Source organism: Bradyrhizobium sp. HKCCYLRH1030, from assembly GCF_051168395.1.
Classification (GTDB): Bacteria; Pseudomonadota; Alphaproteobacteria; order Rhizobiales; family Xanthobacteraceae; genus Bradyrhizobium.
In genome coordinates, this window is record NZ_JBNPUY010000002.1 from 427,577 (window position 1) to 448,163 (window position 20,587).

Consider the following 20,587-nt stretch of genomic DNA (forward strand, 5'->3'; position numbering starts at 1 on the left):
CTCAGGCCGCCGCGATCGCCGCCCGGAAGCGGCGCAAGGTCAACGCCAGGACCACCGCGCCGATCGCCGCCACCGCTACGAATTGCGGCCAGACGACATCGATGCCGGCGCCGCGATAGAGGATCGACTGGGCGAACGACACGAAATGCGTCGACGGCGACGCCTTCATGATGGTGGCGAGCCACACCGGCTGGCTTTCCACCGGCGTCATCCCGCCCGACAACAGGTTCATCGGCACGGCGACGAGGATATAGAGCAGACCGAGCTGGGGCATCGACCGCGCGATGGTGCCGAGAAACAGCCCGACGGCGGTCGCGAAGAACAGATACAGCACGGTGCCCACCATGAACAGCGGGATCGAGCCCATGATGGGCACGCGCAGATACCACCGCACGACGGCGTAGAGCGCGATGGCGACGGCGACCGCGATCACCAGCGCATTGGCCCAGATCTTCGACATCGCGATCTCGAAGGGCGACAGCGGCATGACCAGCAGATGATCCATGGTGCCATGTTCGCGCTCACGCACCAGCGCCGCGCCGGCCAGGATGATCGCGAGCATGGTGACGCTGTTGATGATGCCCATCACGCCTTCGAACCAGGCCGTCGTGACGTTGGGATTGAACGCGATCCGCGTGACCAGATTGACCGGGGCGGACGAGGATGTCTCGGAGCGGGCGACGAACCAGGCGACCTCCGTATTGATGATCTGCAGCGCATAGCCGGATCCGATTCCCGCCTGGATCATCGCGGTCGCATCGACGTTGACCTGCACCGACGGCTTCCGCCCGGCAAGGACGTCACGCTGGAAATTCGGCGGGATGTCGAGCACGAACGTGAAGCGGCCGCTGTTCATGAGCCGCTCCACCTCGCCTTGGCTGATGTAGACAGGCGGCTGGAAGTAAGGCAGCTGGAATACGCTGGCGATCCGGCGCGACAGCTCGGAGCTGTCCTCGTCGACGACGGCGATCGAGGCGCGATGCAGCTCCTGCGAACTGCTCTGCGCCTGGCTGATCACCGCCACGGTGAACGAATAGATCACGAGCCCGATCAGCACGACGTCGCCGAACAGGCTACGCAGCTCCTTGGTTCCGAGCCAGAACACGTTGGAGAGCGAGCGCATCATGGCTCACGCCTCCTGCTTCGGCAGCATCGCCAGGCTGAACCCGGTCAGGACGGGAATGAAGATCAAAAGGATCAGGATGTCGGCGCCGACATCGGCAAAGCCCAGCCCCTTGGTGAAGGTGCCGACCGCGATCGGGCGGTAGTACGTCATCGGGAAGACCATGCCGATCAGCTTGGCCACGCCGGACAGCGACGACACCGGGACCAGCATGCCCGAGAATTGCGTGGCCGGCAGCACGGTCAGGATCGCGGTCCCGAACAGGGCCGCGATCTGGGTGCGGCAGAAGGTCGAGATCAGCATGCCGAAGCCGGTCGTGGTGACGACGTAGACCAAGGTGCCGACCATCAGCGGCAGAAAGGCGCCCTTGAGCGGGACTCGGAACAGGACCATCGCCATCACGTACATCAGCGCGAAATTCACCAGCGCGACGGCGATGTAAGGCAGCTGCTTGCCAAGCAGGAATTCGAGCCGCGTCACCGGCGTGACATAGAGATTGGTGATCGACCCCAGCTCCTTCTCGCGCACGACCGCGAGCGCCATCAGGATGGCCGGAAACAGCGCGAGCAGCAGTGCGATCGTGCTTGGGGCCATCGCGTAGATGCTGTCGAAGGACTGGTTGTACTTGAACCTGATCTCGACATTGACCGGCGAGGCCGGCAACGGCTGCGTCGTCTTGACGGCGGGATCGGAGAGATAGAGCTGATGCGTGCCTTCGAGGTAGCCTCGGATGGTCTCGGCGCGGAACGGCATCGCGCCGTCGATCCAGGCCGACACGAAGGCCGGCCGGCCGCGCTTGATGTCGACACCGAAGTTCGGCGGGATCTCGATCGAGGCCTTGATGTCGCCGCTCTTCATCCGCCGTTCGAGCTCGGCATAGTTGGCGAGCGGTGGCCTTTCGACGAAATAGCGCGAGCCTCTGAGCTCCGACAGATAGGCGCGACTCTCCGGCGACTGATCGCGGTCGAGCGCGGCGAAGGTCAGGTTGTTGACGTCCGTGGAGATGCCGAAGCCGATCACGATCATCAGGAACGCCGTTCCGAACAGCGCGAACATCAGCCGGATCGGGTCACGGATCAGCTCGAGACCTTCGCGGATCGTGTAAGCGAGCAGCCGCCGCAGGCTGACGGCGGCCTGCCGTTGCTCGTCCCGCGGCCGATCGGCGGGGCGTGGATCGGGTCTCGCCTGAGTCAGCGTGACCGGCGGATCGGCGACGCCGGCATCCTGCTCGAGGAAGGCGATGAAGGCCTGCTCCAGCGTCTGCGCGCCCTTGGCGCGGATCAGGCCGTCCGGCGTGTCGGTCGCCAGCACCCGCCCCTCGTGCATCAGCGACAGCCGGTCGCAGCGCGCCGCCTCGTTCATGAAATGCGTGGAAACGAAGATCGTCATCTCATCCTGACGCGAAAGTTCGATCAGCAGGCGCCAGAACTGGTTGCGCGCGACCGGATCGACGCCCGACGTCGGCTCGTCGAGGATCAGCAGATCCGGCCGGTGGACGATCGCCACCGCGAGCGACAGGCGCTGGCGGATGCCGAGCGGAAGATCGGCCGCGAGGCCGTCGACGTGATCGGTGAGGTCGCAGCGCTCGATCAGTTCGGCAATCCGCTTCCCGGCAGCGGCGAGTGGCAGATGGAACAGCCGCGCATGCAGCACCAGGTTCTGCCGCACGGTGAGCTCGCCATACAGCGAGAACGCCTGCGACATGTAGCCGACGCGACTGCGCGATTCATGATTGCCGGCCTCCATGGAGCGGCCGAAGATCAGCGCCTCGCCGGCGCTGGGAGGCAGCAGCCCCGTCAGCATCTTCATCGTCGTGGTCTTGCCGCAGCCGTTGGAGCCGACGAAGCCGAAGATCTCGCCCTTGCGGATCTGGAAGTTCACGCCGTCGACCGCGGTGAAATCGCCGAAGCGGCAGGTCAGGTCGCGCGCGACGATCACGGTCTCGTGGCTGCCGTCGAGCTCGGACTTGGCCGGCATCTCGGCGCGGTCGCGCGCCGGCCGGTCGGGCAGCAGCGCGACGAACGCGTCCTCGATCGACGCCGCATGGGTCTGCGCCTTGAGCTCCGTCGGCGTGCCGGTCGCGAGGATGCGCCCGTCGTTCATCGCGATCAGCCAGTCGAAACGCTCCGCCTCCTCCATATAGGCGGTGGCGACGATGACGCTCATGCCCGCCGCGCTACGCGCGCGCAGGCGGTCGATCAGGTCCCAGAACTGCCGGCGCGACAGCGGATCGACGCCGGTGGTCGGCTCGTCGAGGATGAGCAGATCGGGATCATGGATCAGCGAGCAGCACAGGCCGAGCTTCTGCTTCATGCCGCCGGACAGCTTTTTTGCCGGCCGGTCGGCGAAATCGGACAGCGCCGTCGCCTCCATCAGCTCGGCGATGCGCCAGTCGCGCTCGGACCTCGACTGGCCGAACAGCCGGGCAAAGAACGCGATGTTCTCGCGCACGCTGAGATCGGGATAGAGATTCTTGCCGAGACCCTGCGGCATGTAGGCGATCCGCGGACACACCTGCGTGCGGGCGCGCCGGTCCGCCATGTCGGCCCCGAGCACGCGCGCCTGGCCGTCCTGGATCGCGCGCGCGCCGGCCAGGATCGACAGCAGCGACGACTTGCCGACGCCATCGGGACCGATGAGCCCGACCACGCGGCCGGCGGGAATGTCGATCGAGACGTTGTCGAGCGCGATCACGCCGCGATAGCGCTGCGAGACGTTCCTGACCATCGCGACCGGAGACGCATCGCCGATCATGTCGGCCATCATGGCGAGACTTGCAGACGCGCCGGCCATGCGACGTCGGGATTCCACCTGACATACGCCACGCCCGGCAATCCGCTCCTCACGGCATCGGCATGCGCAGCCAGTCTGTCCGGATCGACGCGTACACGGATGCGAAACATCAGCTTGTCACGCTCGCTGCGGGTCTCGACCGTCTTCGGCGTGAACTGCGCCTGGCTCGCCACGAACGCAACTTTCGCCGGGATCGGACGATCCGGATAGGCATCGAGCACGATCCGCGCTTCGGTGCCGATCTTGACCTTGCCGACCTCCTCGGTCGGCAGGAACACGTCCATGTAGACATAGCCGATGTCCAGCATGGTGAAGACCTTGCCGCCGGCGGCGAGAACTTCGCCGACATTGGCGAGACGATATTGAATGCGGCCGGGCTTCGGCGCGATCAAGGAATTGTCGGCGATCTGAACGGTGTAGAGCGCGACGTCGTGACGAACCGCCTCGAGCCCGCGTTCGGCTTCGAAAATCCGCGCCTGCGCGCCGGCGAGGCCGGCGGTCGCATTGTCGAGCGCCTGCTGGCGCTGATCGGCCAGCTCGCGTGTGGTCCAGCCGCTCTGCAGCAGGCTGCGGGTGCGCTCCATTTCCTGCTCGGCGAGCGTCTTCTGCGCCTGCAGTTGCGCGAGATTGGCACGGGCCTGGTCGACGACGTGCTGCGCCTGCTCGGCCTGGGCCTGCGCCTTCGACAGCGATTGCTGCAGCTCCTTCGTGTCCATCCGCGCCACGATCTGCCCGGCCTCGACGCGATCGCCGATATCGGCGCGCAGCTCGGCGACGCGCCCGGCATATTTGGTCGCGATGTCGATCTCGTCAGCCTCGATGCGGCCGTTGCTCACGCTGATGCCCACCGGCAGCGGCGGATGCAGGCGCTGCCACCAGACGTAGCCGCCACCACCGGCCGCCCCGACGGCGAGCACGAGCAGCAGAAACGGCCACAACGCCCACCTGCGCCGCGGCTGATGGGACACGGCAACAGGCGCCGACGAGGGAACGACAGCGCCGGGTCCAGCATGCGTATCACGAACAGGCCGGATGTCACTGACAAGCTCGGATTCCTGCTGATTCATTCCAAAAACGCCTTCGTCGCTGAAGCAGGCGTTCCGTGTGCCATACGCACGCAGAAATCCGTTGACGCAGCTCAATCGCCATCGGGCGGCACGCGCCGGCGGCTCAGCCAGCCGATCACGTTTCAGTTATGGCGTCGTTGATGCTCAAACGTTCAGCACACGCTGACCATCGCGAGCTGTGCGGCGAGCGCCTCGCGCACGCGCGCAACGACGTCGGCATAGTCACGTCGCGCGTCCTGGCGGAACAGCCGCACGCTCGGATACCAGGGACTGTCGTCGCGACCGAGCAGCCAGCGATAGTCCGGCGTGAAGGGCAGCATGATCCAGGTCGGCTTGCCCAGCGCGCCGGCCAGATGCGCCACGCTGGTATCGACGGTGATGACCAGGTCGAGATTGTCGATCAGCGCCGCCGTATCGACGAAGTCACGGATGTCAGCGGTGAGATCGAGAATGTCGTCGCGCGCGGCGAGCGCGGCCTTGTCGGACGGCCGAGGCTCCTTCTGCAGACTAACGAACCGCGCGCCAGTCTCGAGCAGCGGCGCGAGCGTCGGCAACGGAATCGAACGGTTGTGATCATTGAGATGCGCGGGGTTGCCCGACCAGACCAGGCCCACCCGCAAGCGGTCATGCGAACCGAGTCGCTGTTCCCAGATCGCCCGGCGCGCCTCGGGAGGACGCGGCAGATAGCACGGCGCGGCAGGGATGGTGTCGAGCCGGGTGGCGAAGGCGAGCGGCAGGCTCGACAGCGGGCAGTGATAGTCGACGGCAGGCAGCGCATCGATGCCGCGGGCAAGGCACTGCGCCACGCCATCCAGGCCGGACAGAAGCGGCTGCAGCGGCGCGTCGACCTCGAGCACGACGCGCGCGCCCTGCTTGGCCACCAGGGTGGCGTAGCGCGAAAACTGGATCGTGTCGCCGAGCCCCTCGTCGCTATGGAGCAGGATCGTCTTGCCGGCGAGGGGCGCGTCCGCAAGCCACAGCGGCGCCTCGAAGCTGCGCTCGACGAAGCCGACGGCGCGACATTTTCGTCCCCATTCGCGCGCCGCCCAGCCGCGGGCGAAGTCGCCGGTCAGCAGCCGGAACAGCGCCGCGTTCCAATGCGCATCGGCCAGATCAGGCTTCAGCGCGACGGCGCGATCGAAGCTTTCGAACGCCTCTGCAAAGCGATGCAGCTCGGCCAGCGACGTGCCGCGATGATTGTGGAAATCCGCGGTCTGCGGCCGGAGCGCGATCGCCTTGTCGAACATGGCGACGGCGTCATCGTGACGGCCGAGATTCTGCAGGATGCATCCATAGCCATTGGCGAAGTCGGGATTGTCAGGCGCCAGCACCTGCGCGCGATGGCCGAGAGTCTCGGCTTCCTGGTAGCGGCGCAGCCGCCGCAGCGCGATGCCGTTCAGGTACAGCACACCCGCCTGATCCGGCATCACTGCCAGCGACTGCCCGAAGCGCGAGATGGCCTGCTCGTAATGGCCAGCATCGAAATGAAGCGCTCCGGCCTTGTTGGCCGCCTCGAGGTGATCGGGCCTGAGCTGCGCCACCTGATCGAAGGCCAGCGCCGCCTCGTCGCGCCGGCCCTGGGCTTCCAGCACCTCGCCGAGACGAAACCAGGTCGCAGCACGATCGGGCGCGAGCTGCAGCAGCCGGTCACAGGCCAGCGCCGCCTCGGCGTGTCGCTGCCTTAGTTGCAGCAGTTCGCCAAGCGCATCCCAGCTCTCGATCGCGTCCGGCTGCAGCTGCAGCGCGCGATCATAGGCCTTGATCGCTTCATCGGTGCGGCCAGCGAGCCGCAGCGCCTGCGCCAGGCCGACGAAGGACTCCGCTGCGGACATGTCCTGCCGAACGGCGCGGGCAAACCACTCGATCGCATCATCGGCGCGCTTGAGCGCCAGGCAGACCTGCCCCATCGCACGCAGCGCGTCGAGCGAGGCCCCGTCCAGCGTCAACGCGCGGCGGCACGCATCCTCGGCCTGCGCGAGCTGGCCGGCGCGCAGCAGCCGCAGGGCGGCGGCGCACAGCGCATCGGGCGTATCGGTGTGGCCCATCGATCCGGATCTGACCGGAGGCTTGCCGGCAGGCCGGCGCTGCTTGTGCTTCATCAGGGGATCTCTGCGCTCGTGCTGCGAGCGGTAGATGATTCCCCGATGTGCGGAAAGATTGGGCCGTCGTCAGGCGACCGGTGCCGGCGCCAGCGGCACCGCCTCGAGTCCTCCGAAGCGGCGCTCGCGGCCGCGGAACGAGGCGAGCGCCTGCGCCAGATCTGCGGCATCGAAATCGGGCCACATCCGCTGGGTGAAATGCAGCTCGGCATAGGCGCCTTCCCAGAGCAGGAAATCGGACAGGCGCTGCTCGCCGGAGGTGCGGATGATCAGGTCAACGTCGCGCAAGCCGGCTTCGCCGGTCACGAGGTCGGAGAACGCCGCACGCGTCAGGCCGTCGATTTCGCGGGCTTTCGCCGCGGCCTCGAGGATCGCGTCGCGCGCCGAATAGTCGACGGCGATGCGCAGATGCAGGGTGCTGCCGTCGCGGGTTGCCGCTTCGGCCCGGCCGATCGCATCGGCGATGCCGCCGGGCAACCGGTCGCGACGGCCGATCACGGTGAGGCGGACGCCGTTGCGTACCAGCGACTCCACCTCGCTGGCGAGATAGACCCGCAACAGCGCCATCAAGGCGGCGACCTCGGCACGCGGGCGGCGCCAATTGTCGCTGGAGAACGCATACAGCGTCAGCGTCCCGATGCCCTGGTCGGGCGCGGCTTCGACGACGCGCCGGATCGCCTCGACGCCCGCCTCGTGCCCGCGCAGCCGCGACAGGCCCTTGCGCGTCGCCCAGCGGCCGTTCCCGTCCATGATGATGCCGACATGCAGGCCATCCACCACAGCAGGTGATTTAGGTTGCAGACTACTTTGCATTGCAAAGCTCCAGGTCAAAAAAGTGCGATGCGCGATTCAGATGCGGCCCGGGATCAGGCCGACCGACGATGGCGTATGTTCCTTGCCGGCAGCCGCCGCGGCGTCGCGGACGAGGCGCTCGAGCACGGCGAGATAATCGAGGAAGCGGCGGCGTCCCGCCTTGGTCAGCCGGCAGGTGGTATGTGGGCGATTGCCCTCATAGCCCTTGGTGACCTCGACGAGACCGGCTTCCTGCAGCACCTGCAGATGGCGCGACAGATTGCCGTCCGTCAGCCCGCAGAGCTGCTTGAGGTCAGCAAAAGCCAGACCCTTCGGGTGCGCCATCAGCGAGGTGAGCAGGCCGAGCCGTGCCTTCTCGTGGATGACGCGATCGAGGCCGTCATAGGAGAACGGCGCGCTGCCGTCAGTCTTCGACATCGGACTCTCCGGTCGCAAAATACAGAATGCCCGCCATCAGCCCCTGTCCGATCGCGAACGGAAGCCCCATCGTCCAGGGCGACAGCGCATGCGTGGCGCTGCCGACCAGCAGCACGGCGAAGCCGGCCATGAAATAGAACGCCCCGGCAAGCGCCACCGTGCGTGGCAGCGAGCGCACCGACGCGAACACGCCGAGCGACATCAGGATCTGCCACAGGCCCGGCAGCATCCACAGCGCCTCCGGCGCGAACTTCCACAGCAGCACCGCGAGCAGGACGCCGGCGATGCCCGCTGGCAGGAACTGCTCGACCGCCTGATGAATCATCGCGTCCGCAAGGCCGGAATGATGCCGGCGCGACCGCGCCCGCATCTCGAACCAGATCATCGTCAGCGACACGCAGGCTGCCGCCGCCCATCCGAGCAGGAACGTCCACGCGTCAGCCGTCGGGTCGCGCAGAAACAGCTGCTGAAGCAGCGCAGTGACCAGCGCGACGGCCGAGGTCGCGGCCATCGTCGCCGGCCCGTAGCCGCGAAATGCCGTGCCCGCCGCAAGCTGGCTGCGGATCGCGATGATGTCCGCCAGCGCCTTATCGAGGTCGCGCATGTCTCACCTGAGGCCCGGAACGGCTCGTTTAACTTTGCAATACAAAGTATATACGAACGCAAAGTCGATGCAAGCCCGCGCGATTCCGGAAGCGCGCCTGCGTCAGCCGCTTGGCCGCGCGTGCCGACCCGCTCGGTCGAGGCGTCAGTAATACTGATAGCGGTGCACGCGGCGCGGCGGCGGCATGTCGACATAGACCGAGGGGCCGCGGCGGGCAGGATCGAACGCGACGCGCGGATTGATGCCGCAGCCTGCATTGCGCCCGGAGGCACTCGCCCGGCATTGCTCGAAGGTCTGATAGGAGCAGTCGCCGGGGTAACCGACGCCTCGGCCCTGCACACACCAGGGATAGTCGTAACCGCCTGCGGAGGCCGGCGCGATACCGCCACCAAGTGCAACGCCGACGAGGCCGGCTGCCATCATCATAACCTTGCGCATGATCTGTTCCTCTTTTGGCCGGAGGGTTGCACCACACCGGCATGGTCAAAAAACGACAAATCGGCGGGACGGATCACCAACCAAGGCCGTGACGTGTCGCGTGCGCGGCACGTCACTTTCAGCCCTCGACGCCCGCCCGGCGGGCCGGCGCCGCATCGAAGACCCGCGCGGCACGCGGCCCAGCGATTGCGGCGTCGCCTGGTCGTCTCATTCGACCTTCAGGCCGGCGAACTCGACGACCTTCTTCCACTTCTCGGTCTCGGCGGCGATCTGGGCGCCGAACTGCTCCGGCGACTGGATCAGCGGCTCGCCGCCGAGATCGACCAGACGGGCCTTGATCTCGGGCTCGGCCAGGATGGTGTTGACCTGCTTGTTGAGCTTCTCGACGATCTCCTTTGGCGTGTTCTTCGGCGCGCCGATGCCGAACAGCGCGCTCGCCTCGTAACCGGGTACGGTCTCGGCGACGGCCTGGACGTCCGGCAATTGCGGGGAACGCTGCTGCGTGGTGACGCCGAGCGCTCGCAACGAGCCGGAGCGGATGTGCTGGATGATGGAGGGCATGTTGTCGAAGATGACCTGCACCTGGCCGCCGAGCATGTCGGTGATCGCGGGCGCCGCGCCGCGATAGGGCACGTGTTGCATCTTGGTTCCGGTCATCGCCATGAACATCTCGCCCGACAGATGCACCGAGGTACCGTTGCCGGACGAGGCCATGTTCACCTTGCCGGGGTTTGCCTTGAGATAGGCGATGAACTCGGCGACGTTCTTGGCCTCGATGTCCTTGTTGACGGTCATCACGTTGGGGACGCGGTTGAACGAGGCCACCGGCGCGATGTCGCGGACGAAGTTGAACTTGAGATTGGTGTAGAGGCTCGCATTGATGTAGTTGGCCGGATTGACCAGCAGCACGGTGTAGCCGTCGGCCGCCGCGTTCACGACGGCATCGGTGCCGATATTGTTGCCGGCCCCCGGCTTGTTCTCGACGATGAACTGCTGACCGAGCGTCTCGGACAGCCGCTGGCCGATCAGCCGCGCCAGGATGTCGGTCGCGCCGCCCGGAGGATAACCCACCACGAAGCGGACGGGACGGGTGGGATAGTCGGCCGCGGACGCCTTGCGAACGCCAGCGATGGACGGGACGGCGGAGGCGATCAGACCAAGCGCGGTACGACGTGAAATCATGCGTTTCCTCAGGCATTATCGTTGAGCGGCGGTTAACGAGCCGCCGGGATCGATTGTAGCAGAGTGCCGCGATTGCGGCGAGATCGATGCCCCATCAGGAGGGAAGAGCCCCATGCCGGTCAAGGTCGATGCGCTCGATCATCTGGTCATCAATGTCGCCGACGTGGACCGCACGACGGCGTGGTACCAACAGGTGCTGGGCATGACGGTCCAGGTGTTCGATCCCGGACAAGGCAAGGCGAGGCGCACGTCGCTGCTATTCGGGAACCAGAAGATCAACGTGCGACCGAAGGACGCGGACAAGGTCGATTGGTTCACGGCCGACCATGTCGCGGCCGGCAGCGACGACGTTTGCTTCCTCACCACCAGCACCCCCGACGAGGTGGTGGCGCATCTCGAGGCGCTCGGCATTGCCATCGAGGAGGGCCCGGTCGCCAAGCAGGGCGCGCGCGGCACGCTGCGCTCGGTGTATTGCCGCGATCCCGACGGCAGCCTGATCGAGATCTCCTCGTATCAGGATTGAGCCGAGGCCGCCCTTAGGTCATTTCGTCACGGTCTCGCCGCTCTTGTCCATTTTCGCGATGATCTCGCTGCGCGACCATCCGGTCAGTTGCGCGAGATCCGTCGCCTGCGTGGCGAAACGCGCGGCGAGACTGTCCCGGTAGGTCTTCGCCGCGGCACAGGACGCCTCGCCGCGCCAGGGATGGTGCTGGACATAGCGACCCTGGAAATTGCTGCGGTCCTTGGTCTCGGCGAAGACGACGTCCTCGGGGAAGGACTTCGCATCGTAGCGCACGTGCAGCCGGGTCACGAAGGCGCTGGCTCCGGCCGTGCCCCGGCGGAGACTGAAGGCGGTGTCATCGTCGCTGCCGATCCAGCGCGCGCCGAGCTCGACCAGTTCCTTGTTGCTCATGGGATCGGCGGCGCAGGGGTCGCACCATCCCATGTCCCAGGCATATTCCACGAACACCGCCTGCATGTTCTCGCGCGCGACCGCCCGCTCGAACAGCGCCTTGTAGAACGGCCCGAACTCGTCCTTCACATAGAGCGGAACATCGATATCGGATGGGATCTTCACCGTTCGATAGTTGGCCGCCTCGATGCGGCCGCTCCTGGTGAGCGCATAGATGATCAGGTCCTGCGGTCCCCTGGCGTTGACCGTGCCGAGCCGCAGCGGCACCATGAACTTGGCGCTCCGGTAGCGCACCTGCAGGGGCCGCAGGGAGCCGTTGCCGATCCCCTTCATCCGCTCGACATTGACCTTCGCGACGAAGAACCGCATGCCCTGCCTGATGTAGCTGCCGAGCACGGCCTCGGCGCCTTGCGGGATGCGATAGTCGTTGTCGGTCAGCCAGCGCGTCAGTCCGTCGCTCTCCTGCGCCGACAGGATCAGCACGTCGTATTCGGCGACGTCGTAGCTGGCCTCGACGGTGACGCCGTAGTTCCGCCGGGTCATTTCGTAGACAGCGCCTGCCATCATCGGCGCCGCCGGCATCGCCCGCGCCGCAACGACGACCGGCGCGCATGGATCGGCATCATGATATTCGACCAGCCGCGGCGCGGTGTATTTGTCGAGATGGTCGATGGTCTTCGGCTCGACCACGCCGATCTGCTTGCGCTCGATGAAGGTCGGCACGGGGACGACCACCGCGAACTCCTTCACGTCGCCCTCGAAGTCGCTGGCCATCGTGATCGCCGTCTGCTCGCCGTCGCGGGCCAGCACGACCTTCGATGACTGGTTGAACAGCTTCGCGTCGGCCTGGGCGACATAGAAGCCGCAAAAGGCATTCGCGGGCGCCATCGCTGCGTTCGCCAGGATCGCGGCGGCCGCGACGCCGGTGCGGAAGAGCTTGCTGTAACGCAGGGTCATGTCGACACTCCTTCGGGAACGGGCGAACGCCAGGAAAAGCGGGTCTCAGGGACGAGCCGGTCGAGCAGCAGCGTGAGCGGCGACAGCGCGATCAGCGACACGTAGAGCGCCGGCCGCATCTGCATGGCGAAGGTGAGGTAGTGCGCCGCGACCGCAACGCTCAGCGCGAACAGCAGCCGGCCGACGCGCGAGTCCGGCGAGGTGCGCGGGTCGGAGATCATGAAGAAGGTGAAGATCAGCAGCGAGCCGCTCTGCAACTGATGCAGCGGAATCGCCAGGGGATCGCCGAGCCAGGCGGCGCGCAGCAGCAGCAGTGCGGCATGGCTGGCGAAAAAATAGAATGCGATGTCCGCGCGTCGAGAGGCGCCGAGCACCAGGATCGCGAAGAAGCCGGCGAGGCTCGCGAACCAGATCTCCGTCCCCCATTGGCCGGGCGAGATCCACACGCCCTTGGAGCTGAACAGCAGCGCCACGATCGCCAGCCCCGCCGGGTTGAACACGTGCTTGCCGTCGACGCGCAGCACGAATTTCGAGCCGATGGCGATCACGGCTGACGCCGCATGCAGCCACAGCGCGTCGGCGCGCAGCAGCAGGCTGAGCGACAGGCCGGTGATCAGCGGTGACTTGAGATCGAGCGGCGCGCCGGAGATGCGGCAGCAGACCACTTGCGTGAGCAGCGCCATGGCGACCGCGACGACGCTCGCTGCGGGACGCGCGCCGAAATCGATCATGGCGAAATTGATCGCCAGCAGCGTCGCCAATGCCGCGATCTGGAAATAGCGGGCATCGGGCAGCCGCCATGGTCGTGGCTCGGCCTGCATGCAAACCTCCGGGCGTGTCTTGCCGCGCCATTGGTCGCCCGCGAACGGAGACGGGTTCAATCCCGATTTGATCGCGGCGACGCAAGGTGGCAGAAGATGACGACGAGAACGAAGCGGCCGGAGACAGGCCGTACTCAAGAACGACGGGAGCGAAGATGAAGGGAACGACGATGGCAGCGGGCACGGTGACGCCGTTCGACGGCATGGACGTGCCGTGGCTGTTGAAGCTGCGCAGCGAGACCCGGCGCGATCATCCGTTCCTGATCTCGGCGCCGTTCGATGCACCGGCGCGCCGCTGGACCTACGGCGCGTTTCACGAGCGTGTCGGCGCATTGGCGGCCGGGCTGGCTAAGCGCGGCGTCAGGCCCGGCGATGCCGTGCTGATCCATCTCGACAATTGCATCGAGGCGATGCTTGCCTGGTTTGCCTGCGTTGAGCTGGGCGCGCTCGCCGTCACGACCAACACGCGCTCGGCAGCCGCCGAGATGAGCTATTTCGCGGAGCACTGTCGCGCGGTGGCTGCGATCACGCAGCCCGCCTATGCCGAGATGATCGCAGCGCGTTGCCGCGGTCTCAAATGGATCGCCGTGATCTCGCACGATCCGGGTCAGGCGGAGGCGTCGGCCGTCGAACGAGGCGAGCGCTTCGAAGCGCTGTTTGCCGACAGCGCCGATCGGCCGCGGCGGCCGGCCGATCCGCTGGCGCCGTGCAGCGTGCAATACACCTCGGGCACGACATCGCGGCCGAAGGCGGTGCTGTGGACGCATGCCAACGCGCTGTGGGGCGCCAAGGTCAACGCCGTCCATGAGGATCTGCATCAGGGCGACGTGCACCAGACCTATCTGCCGCTGTTCCACACCAACGCGCTGGCCTATTCGATGCTTGCCACACTCTGGATCGGCGCGACCTGCGTGATCCAGCCGCGCTTCTCGGCGAGCCGGTTCTGGAGCGCGGCGCTCGAGCATGGCAGCACCTGGACCTCGACCATCCCGTTCTGCATGAAGGCGCTGCTCGACCAGGACGTGCCGAAGCATCACAAGTTCCGGCTGTGGGGCACGGCGGTGTCCGAGCCGCCCGCTTTCGCCAAGTTCGGCATCAAGATCATCGGCTGGTGGGGCATGACCGAGACCATCACCCACGGCATCGTCGGCGAGGTCGATCAGCCGAACGCGCCGATGTCGATCGGCCGCGCGGCGCCGGAATACACCATCCGCATCACCGACGATGACGGCCGGCCGACCGAGGTCGGCGCCACCGGCAATCTCGCCATCAAGGGCGTGCCCGGCCTGTCGCTGTTCGCCGAATATCTCTACAACGACGAAGCGACGCGCACGAGCTTCGATGCCGACGGCTTCTTCCTGACCGGCGACCGCGTCACGCGCCTGCCCGACGGCTTCATCAAGTTCGGCGATCGCACCAAGGACATGCTCAAGGTCGGCGGCGAGAACGTCGCGGCGTCCGAGATCGAGCAGGTCATCATCACCGTGCCCGGCGTACGCGAGACCGCCGTCGTCGCCAGGAAGCATCCGATGCTGGACGAGGTGCCGGTCGCGTTCGTGATCCCGCAGCCCGGGATCGCGCGCGAGGAGCTGCCCGACAAGGTGCTGGCCGCCTGCCGCGCCGGGCTCGCCGACTTCAAGGTGCCGCGCGAGGTCAAGCTGGTCGACGAGATGCCGCGCTCAACCTTGGAGAAGGTCGCAAAGGCCGAGCTGCGCAAGCTGCTGGATTGAGCGCCGCGTCAGCCCATCGTGACGCGGATCGGCAGCTTCTTCGGTCCGTTCACGAACGTTGCCCGCGTCATCAGCACCGGCCCTGCCGGCGACAGCGATGTGAGCCGCGGCAGCAGTTCCTCGAACAGGATGCGCATCTCGAGCTTGGCGAGATGCTGGCCGAGGCAGAGATGCGCGCCATAGCCGAACGCGACGTGGCGGTTCGGCTTGCGGTCACAGCGGAACGTGTCGGGCTGCTCGAACACCGCCTCGTCGCGATTGCCGGACGCGTAGCACAGCATCAGCCAGTCGCCCTTGGCGATCCTGCGTCCGCCGAGCTCGGTGTCGGCGGTGGCGCTGCGCATGAAATGCTTGACCGGCGTCATCCAGCGGATCGCCTCGTCGACGAGGCCCGGGATCAGCTCGGGATTGGCCTTGACGCGCGCGAACTGCTCGGGATCTTCCGCCAGCGCCCAGATCGCGCCTGCCGTGGACGACGACGTCGTGTCGTGACCCGCGGTCGCCACGATCATATAGTAGCTGGTGCGGTCGTGCAGCGGCATGTCCTCGCCATTGATCCTGGCGTTGGCAATGACGGTGGCGAGATCGTCGCGCGGATGAGCCTTGCGGTCTTCGGTGATGCGCTGGAAGTAGGCGGCGAAATCGGCCACCACCGCCTGCAGCATCGCCGCGAACACCTCGGCCGACAGCGCCTCCCGCACCCGCGCCGTGTCCGGATCCTGCGGGCCGAACAGCTCCTGCGTCAGCTTGAGCATGCGCGGCTCGTCCTCCTCCGGCACGCCGAGAATCTCCATGATCACGTGCAGCGGATAGTGGAGCGCGACGTCGGCGACGAAATCGCAGACGCCGCCATTCGCCGCGGCCTTCGCCGCCATGCGGCCGACGGTCGCCCGCGCGATCTCGCGAATGCGCGGCTCGAACTTGGCGATGTTGGCCGGCATGAACCAGCCCTGCGTCAGCGCGCGATATTTCGGATGGTCCGGCGCATCCATCTGCACCAGCGAACGCACGAGATTGGGCTGGCCGGTAATCTTGTGAACGCGCTCCAGCACCGCCTTGTTGGTCAGCGTGGTCGCACGGTCGGCATTGTGGAACAGATCGTTCTGACGGCTGATGGCGAGAATGTCAGCGTGCCGCGTCACCACCCAGAACGGATCGAACGCATCGAGCTCGGCCCGCCCGAGCGGATTGTTGGCGCGCAGCCAGCGATAGGCATCATGGATGCGGTGGTCGGCATAACAGGCCGGATCGACCAGCGCGGCGGCGATGTGCCCGGGAATGACCTCGCCGGCCTGTTCGGCTGCGCCCATGCTGCTCCTCCCGCCTTTCACCGATTGGCGGGTAGGATAGTGCGCCTCGGCCGAGATGCACTTGCGTCGAGCGGCTACCCTCGGGCGATGGATGCGCTCTCAGGCGATCGCGTCAATGCGCGCCCATCGCGACCGGGCGGAACGCCTGTAGCAGCTGCTGGTCGAGCTTCGGGCCCATGTTCTCCATGATCTGGAACGCGCGCGCATGGGTGAAGGCCGGCCGATAGGCGCGGTGCTCGATCAGCGCGGCGTAGATGTCCACGATCGTGGTGAGGCGCACGATGTCGCTGATCTGCTCGTTGTGCAGCGCGTCGGGATAGCCGGAGCCGTCGAGGAATTCGTGGTGATGCAGGATGACGTCGAGCATCTCCGGCGGGAAGCCGCCCTGCCGCCACAGCGCCTCGTAGCCGCGGCGCGGATGCTGGCGCAGCAGCGCGATCTCTTCCGCCGTCAGCTTGCCCTGCTTGTCGAGGATCGCGACCGGGATGAACGCCTTGCCGACGTCGTGCAGCAGCGCCGCGCGGACCAGCCGGCGCTGGTCGTCGTCGCGCATGCCCAGATGAATCGAGAAGCCGACCGCAAGGCCGGTCACGAACAGGCAATGCCGATAGGTGTCGTTGTGATGACAGCCGACCACGGTCATCCATTCGCGCAGCGAGGAGTGCTTGATCGCCTTCAGGATCTTGTTCTCGGCCGCGACGATGTCCTCCATCGTCAGATGCGCGCCAGTGGGCAGCTTCTCGAAGATCTTGACCATGATGGCCTGCGCGGCCTCGACGCCGCGATTGAGCAGCTTGCCGCGATCGGTCTCGTCATAGCCGTCGTCGGCGGGAAGCGCCGAGCGGATGCGCTGCAGCACGTCGGCGGGGCTGAACGGCCGCGCGATGGTATCGGTGGCGCCGAGCGCCCATGCCTGCATGGTGGCGTGGTGCAGCGCCTCCGCGAGCACGAACAGCCGCGGCACGTCGCTATAGGCGCGTGACGACAGCTTCTTGCGCACCCGCTGCACGCTCTCGGGCGAACGCAGGTTGATGTCGACGATGACGCCGGAGAAGCGGTTGCCGGGGTTCTCGGGGATTTCGGTGGTCGGCATCATGTCGACGTCGCCGACCGAGCGCAGGATGCGCGCCAGCTCGCTGCTCTGGTCACCGCGATCCGACGCGAGCAGGAGATGGCGCCTGTTCGCGGTCTGGGTCACGGTCTGCTTGGCTGTCGCGCTCATACGTGCTCGCCCCCTGCGGTTTGCTGCCCATGCAAGTTACCGGGATACGGGTTCGTCGCGGCTTAAGCCGATCATTCAAGCTGTATCGTTTCAGGTGAGCGAGACGTTAAGAGGATCATTCAAATCGTGCCGCGCGGGAACCTGACCGCAGCGCAATAAAGAACCGCCGGAGACGAGCTCCGGCGGTTCCCAGATACAGGAATGGTCTCGCGACGACGCTAGGCCTTCATCGCCGCCTTGACCGCTGCGGCGGTGATCGGCAGCGAGCGCAACCGCGCGCCACAGGCATTGTAGATGGCGTTGCCGAGCGCTGGCGCGACCACGGTCACCGCGGGCTCGCCGACGCCGGTCGCCTTCTCGCCATTGGCGATCACGGCGATCGCGACCTCCGGCACCTGGCTCATCCGCAGCGGCGTGTAGCTGTCGAAGTTGGTCTGCTCGATGCCGCCGTCCTTCAGCGTCGCCTTTTCGTACATCGCCAGCGACAGCCCCCACAGCGCCGCGCCCTCGACCTGGGCGCGGATGTTGTCGGGATGCACCTGGGTGCCGACATCGGTCGCCACGGTGAGCTTCTTCACCGTGACCGCGCCCGTGGGCGCAACCGCGACATGGGCGACGCACGCCGTCCAGCTCGCCGTGGCACGCTCCTGCGATGAAACGCAGGAGACGCCCATGCCTTCGCCTTGCGGGAGCTTCCTGGCGCCGTAGCCGGACAGGCCCATCGCCGCCAGCAGCGTGTTGCGCAATCGCTGCGCGCCGCCGTCGTTCTTGCCCTTGCCGTCGAGCAGAGCAATGCGGAACTGCGCCGGGTCCTGCCCCGAGGCCACCGCGATCTCGTCGATCATGCTCTCGACCGCCCAGAACGTCCAACCCGGCGCCACCGAACGGAGTTGTCCCGATGGCGTCGCATTATGCGCGAGCTCGTTCTTGATCGCGCGCACATGATGGTTGGGCACGGTGTAGAAGAAGTCGGCGCCATTGACCGTGAACGAGTCGAGCGGGCCCTTCTTGTCGACCGAGGGCGACAGGAAGTCCGGGATGCCCCAGCGCGCCGTCGGCCAGGCCGAGACGACGTCATGGCTGAGCGCGATGAGCTTGCCGTTGCTGTCGAGCCCGGCCTTGACCTTCTGGTAGGTGAGCGGCCGCGAGTAGTCCATCGTCATGTCGTTCTCGCGCGAGTAGATCACCTTGACCGGCTTGCCGACCGCCTTGGCCGCCTGCACCGCCGGCACCATCATGTCGGCATCGAGCCTGCGGCCGAAGCCGCCGCCGAGCCAGGCCTGGTGCATCACGACGTATTTCGGATCGATCCCGGCCGCAGCCGCCGCGATCGCGCCGGAACGGGTCGCGAACTGATTGCCGGTGTAGATGTGCAGGATGTCACCCTTGAACTCGGCGGTCGCGTTCATCGGCTCCAGCGGCGCATGGATGTTGATGCTGGTGGTGTACTCCGCCTCCAGCACCTTGGCCGCGCCCGACATCGCTGCAACGGGATCGCCGTCCTTGACGAAGAACTGCCCGGCATCGTCCTGCGCCTGCAGCCGCATCGCCTCGGTGATGATGGTGTCGGTGCTGACATTGGCATAGGGGCCTTTGTCATAGCTGATCTTGAGCGCGTCCGCCGCCTTCCTGGCGTTGGCATAGGTGTTGGCGACCGCCACCACCCAGCCCGAGGTCGAGCCGGTCTTGTCGTCGAGCGTCACCGCCTTGATGAAGCCCGGCACCTTCTTGGCCTCGGAGTCGTCGACCGCCGTGACCGTCGCGCCGAAGCGCACCGGCGGCGTGACGACCTTGCCGTAGACCATGCCCGGCAGCATCGTATCGATGCCATATTTCGCCGTGCCGTTGGTCTTGGAGGGAATGTCGAGCTGCGGCACCGAGACGCCGATCATCGTGTACTGATCGGGCGTCTTCAGCGTCAGCGCCTTCAATTCGTCAGGCGTGAAGCTCTTGGTGATCTTGCCGCTCCTGACGATCTCGGCGTAGCTCATCTGCTTCTTGGACTTCGGATGCATCACGACGCCGTCGCGCACCACGAGTTCGTTGGCCGGCACGCCCATCGCGGTCGCAGCGGCTTCGGTGAGCGCGATGCGGCCCGCGGCGCCGGCGCGGCTCATGGCATCGAAGTTCATCATCGTGCTCCAGCTGCCGCCCGTGATCTGGGCGCCGAGCACGGGATCGTTGAACTTCGGATCGTTGGAGGCGAGCTGGACCCGCATGTCCTTCCAGGCCGCGCCGAGCTCCTCGCAGACGATCTGCGCCATGGTGGACGCAATGTGCTGGCCCATGTCGGCCTTGCCGCAGGTCACGGTGACCAGGCCATCCGGCGCGATCGCATACCAGACGCTGGGTTCGAAATTGGCCGGCGCCGCGGCCGCCAGTGCGCTGTCGGCGAGGCCGGCATAGCCGAGCACGAGGCCGGTGGCGGCGGTGCCGACCAGGAAGGAGCGGCGGCTGAGATCGGTCGCGACCGAGGAATTGGTTTTGACGTGCTGGTTCATGTCGCTCTCCGGTCGCTCGAGTTGGACGCGGTGCGCATTTCGGACGCGGCGCGCTGGATCGCCTTCTGAATCCGCGAATAGGTCATGCAGCGGCAGAGATTGCCGTCCATATGCGCGACGATCTCCTCCTTGGTCGGGCTCGTGGTCTTGGCGAGCAGCGTGGCCGCCTGCATGATCTGGCCGGACTGGCAGTAGCCGCATTGCGGCACCTGCTCGGCGATCCACGCCTTCTGCAAGGGATGATCGCCCTTCTGCGACAGCCCCTCGATGGTCGTGATCTTCTTGTTCGCGACGTCGCCGACCATGGTCTGGCACGAGCGCACGGCCTCGCCGTTGACATGCACGGTGCAGGCGCCGCACAGCCCGGCGCCGCAGCCGAACTTGGTGCCGGTCATCTGCAACTGCTCGCGGATGACCCATAGCAGCGGCGTGTCGTGCGCCGCGTCGACGGACATGGTCCGCCCGTTGATGGTGAGATTGGGCATTTGGTTTCTTCCCCGCCCGGCGTGCGACTTCGCTTACGGCGAAGTTCGGTTTTATCGATTCGCTGGGACCCACCGGATAGATGCCAGCCATCATAAGAATGATCCCGTTGCG

General features: G+C 66.4%; 17 protein-coding genes. 2 read left to right on the top strand and 15 right to left on the bottom strand.

The window, feature by feature from the left end; all coding sequences use genetic code 11:
* Position 1 precedes the first annotated feature (1 nt).
* The 9 genes from ACQR1E_RS07310 to ACQR1E_RS07350 form a co-directional block, all read right to left on the bottom strand.
* Entirely contained in the window at positions 2 to 1,126 is a 1,125-nt protein-coding gene (locus ACQR1E_RS07310; RefSeq protein WP_315751829.1) for an ABC transporter permease, read from the bottom strand.
* 3 nt (positions 1,127 to 1,129) lie between these two features.
* On the bottom strand, positions 1,130 to 3,877 hold the full coding sequence (gene rbbA, locus ACQR1E_RS07315) for a ribosome-associated ATPase/putative transporter RbbA (protein ID WP_434896988.1): 2,748 nt from the start codon (positions 3,875 to 3,877) through the stop codon (positions 1,130 to 1,132).
* An 8-nt stretch (positions 3,878 to 3,885) separates the two neighbouring features.
* On the bottom strand, positions 3,886 to 4,983 hold the full coding sequence (locus tag ACQR1E_RS07320; protein ID WP_434896858.1) for an HlyD family secretion protein: 1,098 nt from the start codon (positions 4,981 to 4,983) through the stop codon (positions 3,886 to 3,888).
* Between the two features lie 152 nt (positions 4,984 to 5,135).
* Positions 5,136 to 7,082, bottom strand: coding sequence for a tetratricopeptide repeat protein (locus tag ACQR1E_RS07325; protein ID WP_434896859.1), 1,947 nt, complete (start codon positions 7,080 to 7,082; stop codon positions 5,136 to 5,138).
* A gap of 69 nt (positions 7,083 to 7,151) precedes the next feature.
* Complete coding sequence (locus tag ACQR1E_RS07330; protein ID WP_315751826.1) at positions 7,152 to 7,895, bottom strand: di-trans,poly-cis-decaprenylcistransferase; 744 nt, start codon at positions 7,893 to 7,895, stop codon at positions 7,152 to 7,154.
* A gap of 36 nt (positions 7,896 to 7,931) precedes the next feature.
* Complete coding sequence (locus ACQR1E_RS07335; RefSeq protein ID WP_315715043.1) at positions 7,932 to 8,312, bottom strand: winged helix-turn-helix domain-containing protein; 381 nt, start codon at positions 8,310 to 8,312, stop codon at positions 7,932 to 7,934.
* Positions 8,299 to 8,916, bottom strand: coding sequence for a hypothetical protein (locus tag ACQR1E_RS07340; protein WP_315715042.1), 618 nt, complete (start codon positions 8,914 to 8,916; stop codon positions 8,299 to 8,301). Before ACQR1E_RS07340 ends, ACQR1E_RS07335 begins: the two co-directional genes overlap by 14 nt.
* Before the next feature lie 144 nt (positions 8,917 to 9,060).
* Positions 9,061 to 9,354: a DUF3551 domain-containing protein gene (locus ACQR1E_RS07345; protein ID WP_315715041.1), complete on the bottom strand. Its 294-nt coding sequence runs from the start codon at positions 9,352 to 9,354 to the stop codon at positions 9,061 to 9,063.
* A gap of 207 nt (positions 9,355 to 9,561) precedes the next feature.
* On the bottom strand, positions 9,562 to 10,536 hold the full coding sequence (locus ACQR1E_RS07350) for a Bug family tripartite tricarboxylate transporter substrate binding protein (protein WP_316166327.1): 975 nt from the start codon (positions 10,534 to 10,536) through the stop codon (positions 9,562 to 9,564).
* Between the two features lie 112 nt (positions 10,537 to 10,648).
* On the opposite strand from ACQR1E_RS07350, the gene ACQR1E_RS07355 reads away from it, so the two are divergent.
* The gene (locus ACQR1E_RS07355) at positions 10,649 to 11,059 is read left to right on the top strand and encodes a VOC family protein (RefSeq protein ID WP_315751825.1); all 411 of its coding nucleotides are present in this window, start codon (positions 10,649 to 10,651) and stop codon (positions 11,057 to 11,059) included.
* Positions 11,060 to 11,077: 18 nt separating this feature from the next.
* Here ACQR1E_RS07355 and ACQR1E_RS07360 read toward each other — a convergent pair whose 3' ends face one another.
* Together ACQR1E_RS07360 and ACQR1E_RS07365 are read right to left on the bottom strand one after the other, a co-directional pair.
* Positions 11,078 to 12,406: a DUF2330 domain-containing protein gene (locus ACQR1E_RS07360; protein WP_434896860.1), complete on the bottom strand. Its 1,329-nt coding sequence runs from the start codon at positions 12,404 to 12,406 to the stop codon at positions 11,078 to 11,080.
* Positions 12,403 to 13,227 (bottom strand): RnfABCDGE type electron transport complex subunit D, encoded by an 825-nt coding sequence (locus ACQR1E_RS07365; RefSeq protein WP_315715037.1) that lies wholly within the window; start codon positions 13,225 to 13,227, stop codon positions 12,403 to 12,405. The genes ACQR1E_RS07360 and ACQR1E_RS07365 overlap by 4 nt, the downstream gene beginning before the upstream one ends.
* 155 nt (positions 13,228 to 13,382) lie before the next feature.
* Between ACQR1E_RS07365 and ACQR1E_RS07370 the strand changes: the two genes are divergently transcribed.
* A complete protein-coding gene (locus ACQR1E_RS07370; protein WP_434896861.1) occupies positions 13,383 to 14,957 on the top strand; it encodes an AMP-binding protein in 1,575 nt (524 codons plus the stop codon).
* Positions 14,958 to 14,965: 8 nt separating this feature from the next.
* Here the strand turns inward: ACQR1E_RS07370 and ACQR1E_RS07375 are convergent, their stop codons facing one another.
* The 4 genes from ACQR1E_RS07375 to ACQR1E_RS07390 all read right to left on the bottom strand — a co-directional run bounded on the left by ACQR1E_RS07375 (position 14,966) and on the right by ACQR1E_RS07390 (position 20,475).
* A complete protein-coding gene (locus ACQR1E_RS07375) occupies positions 14,966 to 16,267 on the bottom strand; it encodes a cytochrome P450 (RefSeq protein ID WP_316183721.1) in 1,302 nt (433 codons plus the stop codon).
* Positions 16,268 to 16,379: 112 nt separating this feature from the next.
* On the bottom strand, positions 16,380 to 17,489 hold the full coding sequence (locus tag ACQR1E_RS07380; protein ID WP_315715034.1) for an HD-GYP domain-containing protein: 1,110 nt from the start codon (positions 17,487 to 17,489) through the stop codon (positions 16,380 to 16,382).
* A gap of 218 nt (positions 17,490 to 17,707) precedes the next feature.
* Positions 17,708 to 19,990: a xanthine dehydrogenase family protein molybdopterin-binding subunit gene (locus tag ACQR1E_RS07385; protein ID WP_315715033.1), complete on the bottom strand. Its 2,283-nt coding sequence runs from the start codon at positions 19,988 to 19,990 to the stop codon at positions 17,708 to 17,710.
* Complete coding sequence (locus ACQR1E_RS07390; protein ID WP_315715032.1) at positions 19,987 to 20,475, bottom strand: (2Fe-2S)-binding protein; 489 nt, start codon at positions 20,473 to 20,475, stop codon at positions 19,987 to 19,989. The genes ACQR1E_RS07385 and ACQR1E_RS07390 overlap by 4 nt, the downstream gene beginning before the upstream one ends.
* Positions 20,476 to 20,587: the final 112 nt, after the last annotated feature.

Bases quoted from the DNA above. Each gene is read 5' to 3' on its own strand.
- ACQR1E_RS07310 (WP_315751829.1), bottom strand. From the start codon at position 1,126: ATGATGCGCTCGCTCTCCAACGTGTTCTGGCTCGGAACCAAGGAGCTG.
- rbbA (WP_434896988.1), bottom strand. From the start codon at position 3,877: ATGATCGGCGATGCGTCTCCGGTCGCGATGGTCAGGAACGTCTCGCAG.
- ACQR1E_RS07320 (WP_434896858.1), bottom strand. From the start codon at position 4,983: ATGAATCAGCAGGAATCCGAGCTTGTCAGTGACATCCGGCCTGTTCGT.
- ACQR1E_RS07325 (WP_434896859.1), bottom strand. From the start codon at position 7,082: ATGAAGCACAAGCAGCGCCGGCCTGCCGGCAAGCCTCCGGTCAGATCC.
- ACQR1E_RS07330 (WP_315751826.1), bottom strand. From the start codon at position 7,895: ATGCAAAGTAGTCTGCAACCTAAATCACCTGCTGTGGTGGATGGCCTG.
- ACQR1E_RS07335 (WP_315715043.1), bottom strand. From the start codon at position 8,312: ATGTCGAAGACTGACGGCAGCGCGCCGTTCTCCTATGACGGCCTCGAT.
- ACQR1E_RS07340 (WP_315715042.1), bottom strand. From the start codon at position 8,916: ATGCGCGACCTCGATAAGGCGCTGGCGGACATCATCGCGATCCGCAGC.
- ACQR1E_RS07345 (WP_315715041.1), bottom strand. From the start codon at position 9,354: ATGCGCAAGGTTATGATGATGGCAGCCGGCCTCGTCGGCGTTGCACTT.
- ACQR1E_RS07350 (WP_316166327.1), bottom strand. From the start codon at position 10,536: ATGATTTCACGTCGTACCGCGCTTGGTCTGATCGCCTCCGCCGTCCCG.
- ACQR1E_RS07355 (WP_315751825.1), top strand. From the start codon at position 10,649: ATGCCGGTCAAGGTCGATGCGCTCGATCATCTGGTCATCAATGTCGCC.
- ACQR1E_RS07360 (WP_434896860.1), bottom strand. From the start codon at position 12,406: ATGACCCTGCGTTACAGCAAGCTCTTCCGCACCGGCGTCGCGGCCGCC.
- ACQR1E_RS07365 (WP_315715037.1), bottom strand. From the start codon at position 13,227: ATGCAGGCCGAGCCACGACCATGGCGGCTGCCCGATGCCCGCTATTTC.
- ACQR1E_RS07370 (WP_434896861.1), top strand. From the start codon at position 13,383: ATGAAGGGAACGACGATGGCAGCGGGCACGGTGACGCCGTTCGACGGC.
- ACQR1E_RS07375 (WP_316183721.1), bottom strand. From the start codon at position 16,267: ATGGGCGCAGCCGAACAGGCCGGCGAGGTCATTCCCGGGCACATCGCC.
- ACQR1E_RS07380 (WP_315715034.1), bottom strand. From the start codon at position 17,489: ATGAGCGCGACAGCCAAGCAGACCGTGACCCAGACCGCGAACAGGCGC.
- ACQR1E_RS07385 (WP_315715033.1), bottom strand. From the start codon at position 19,990: ATGAACCAGCACGTCAAAACCAATTCCTCGGTCGCGACCGATCTCAGC.
- ACQR1E_RS07390 (WP_315715032.1), bottom strand. From the start codon at position 20,475: ATGCCCAATCTCACCATCAACGGGCGGACCATGTCCGTCGACGCGGCG.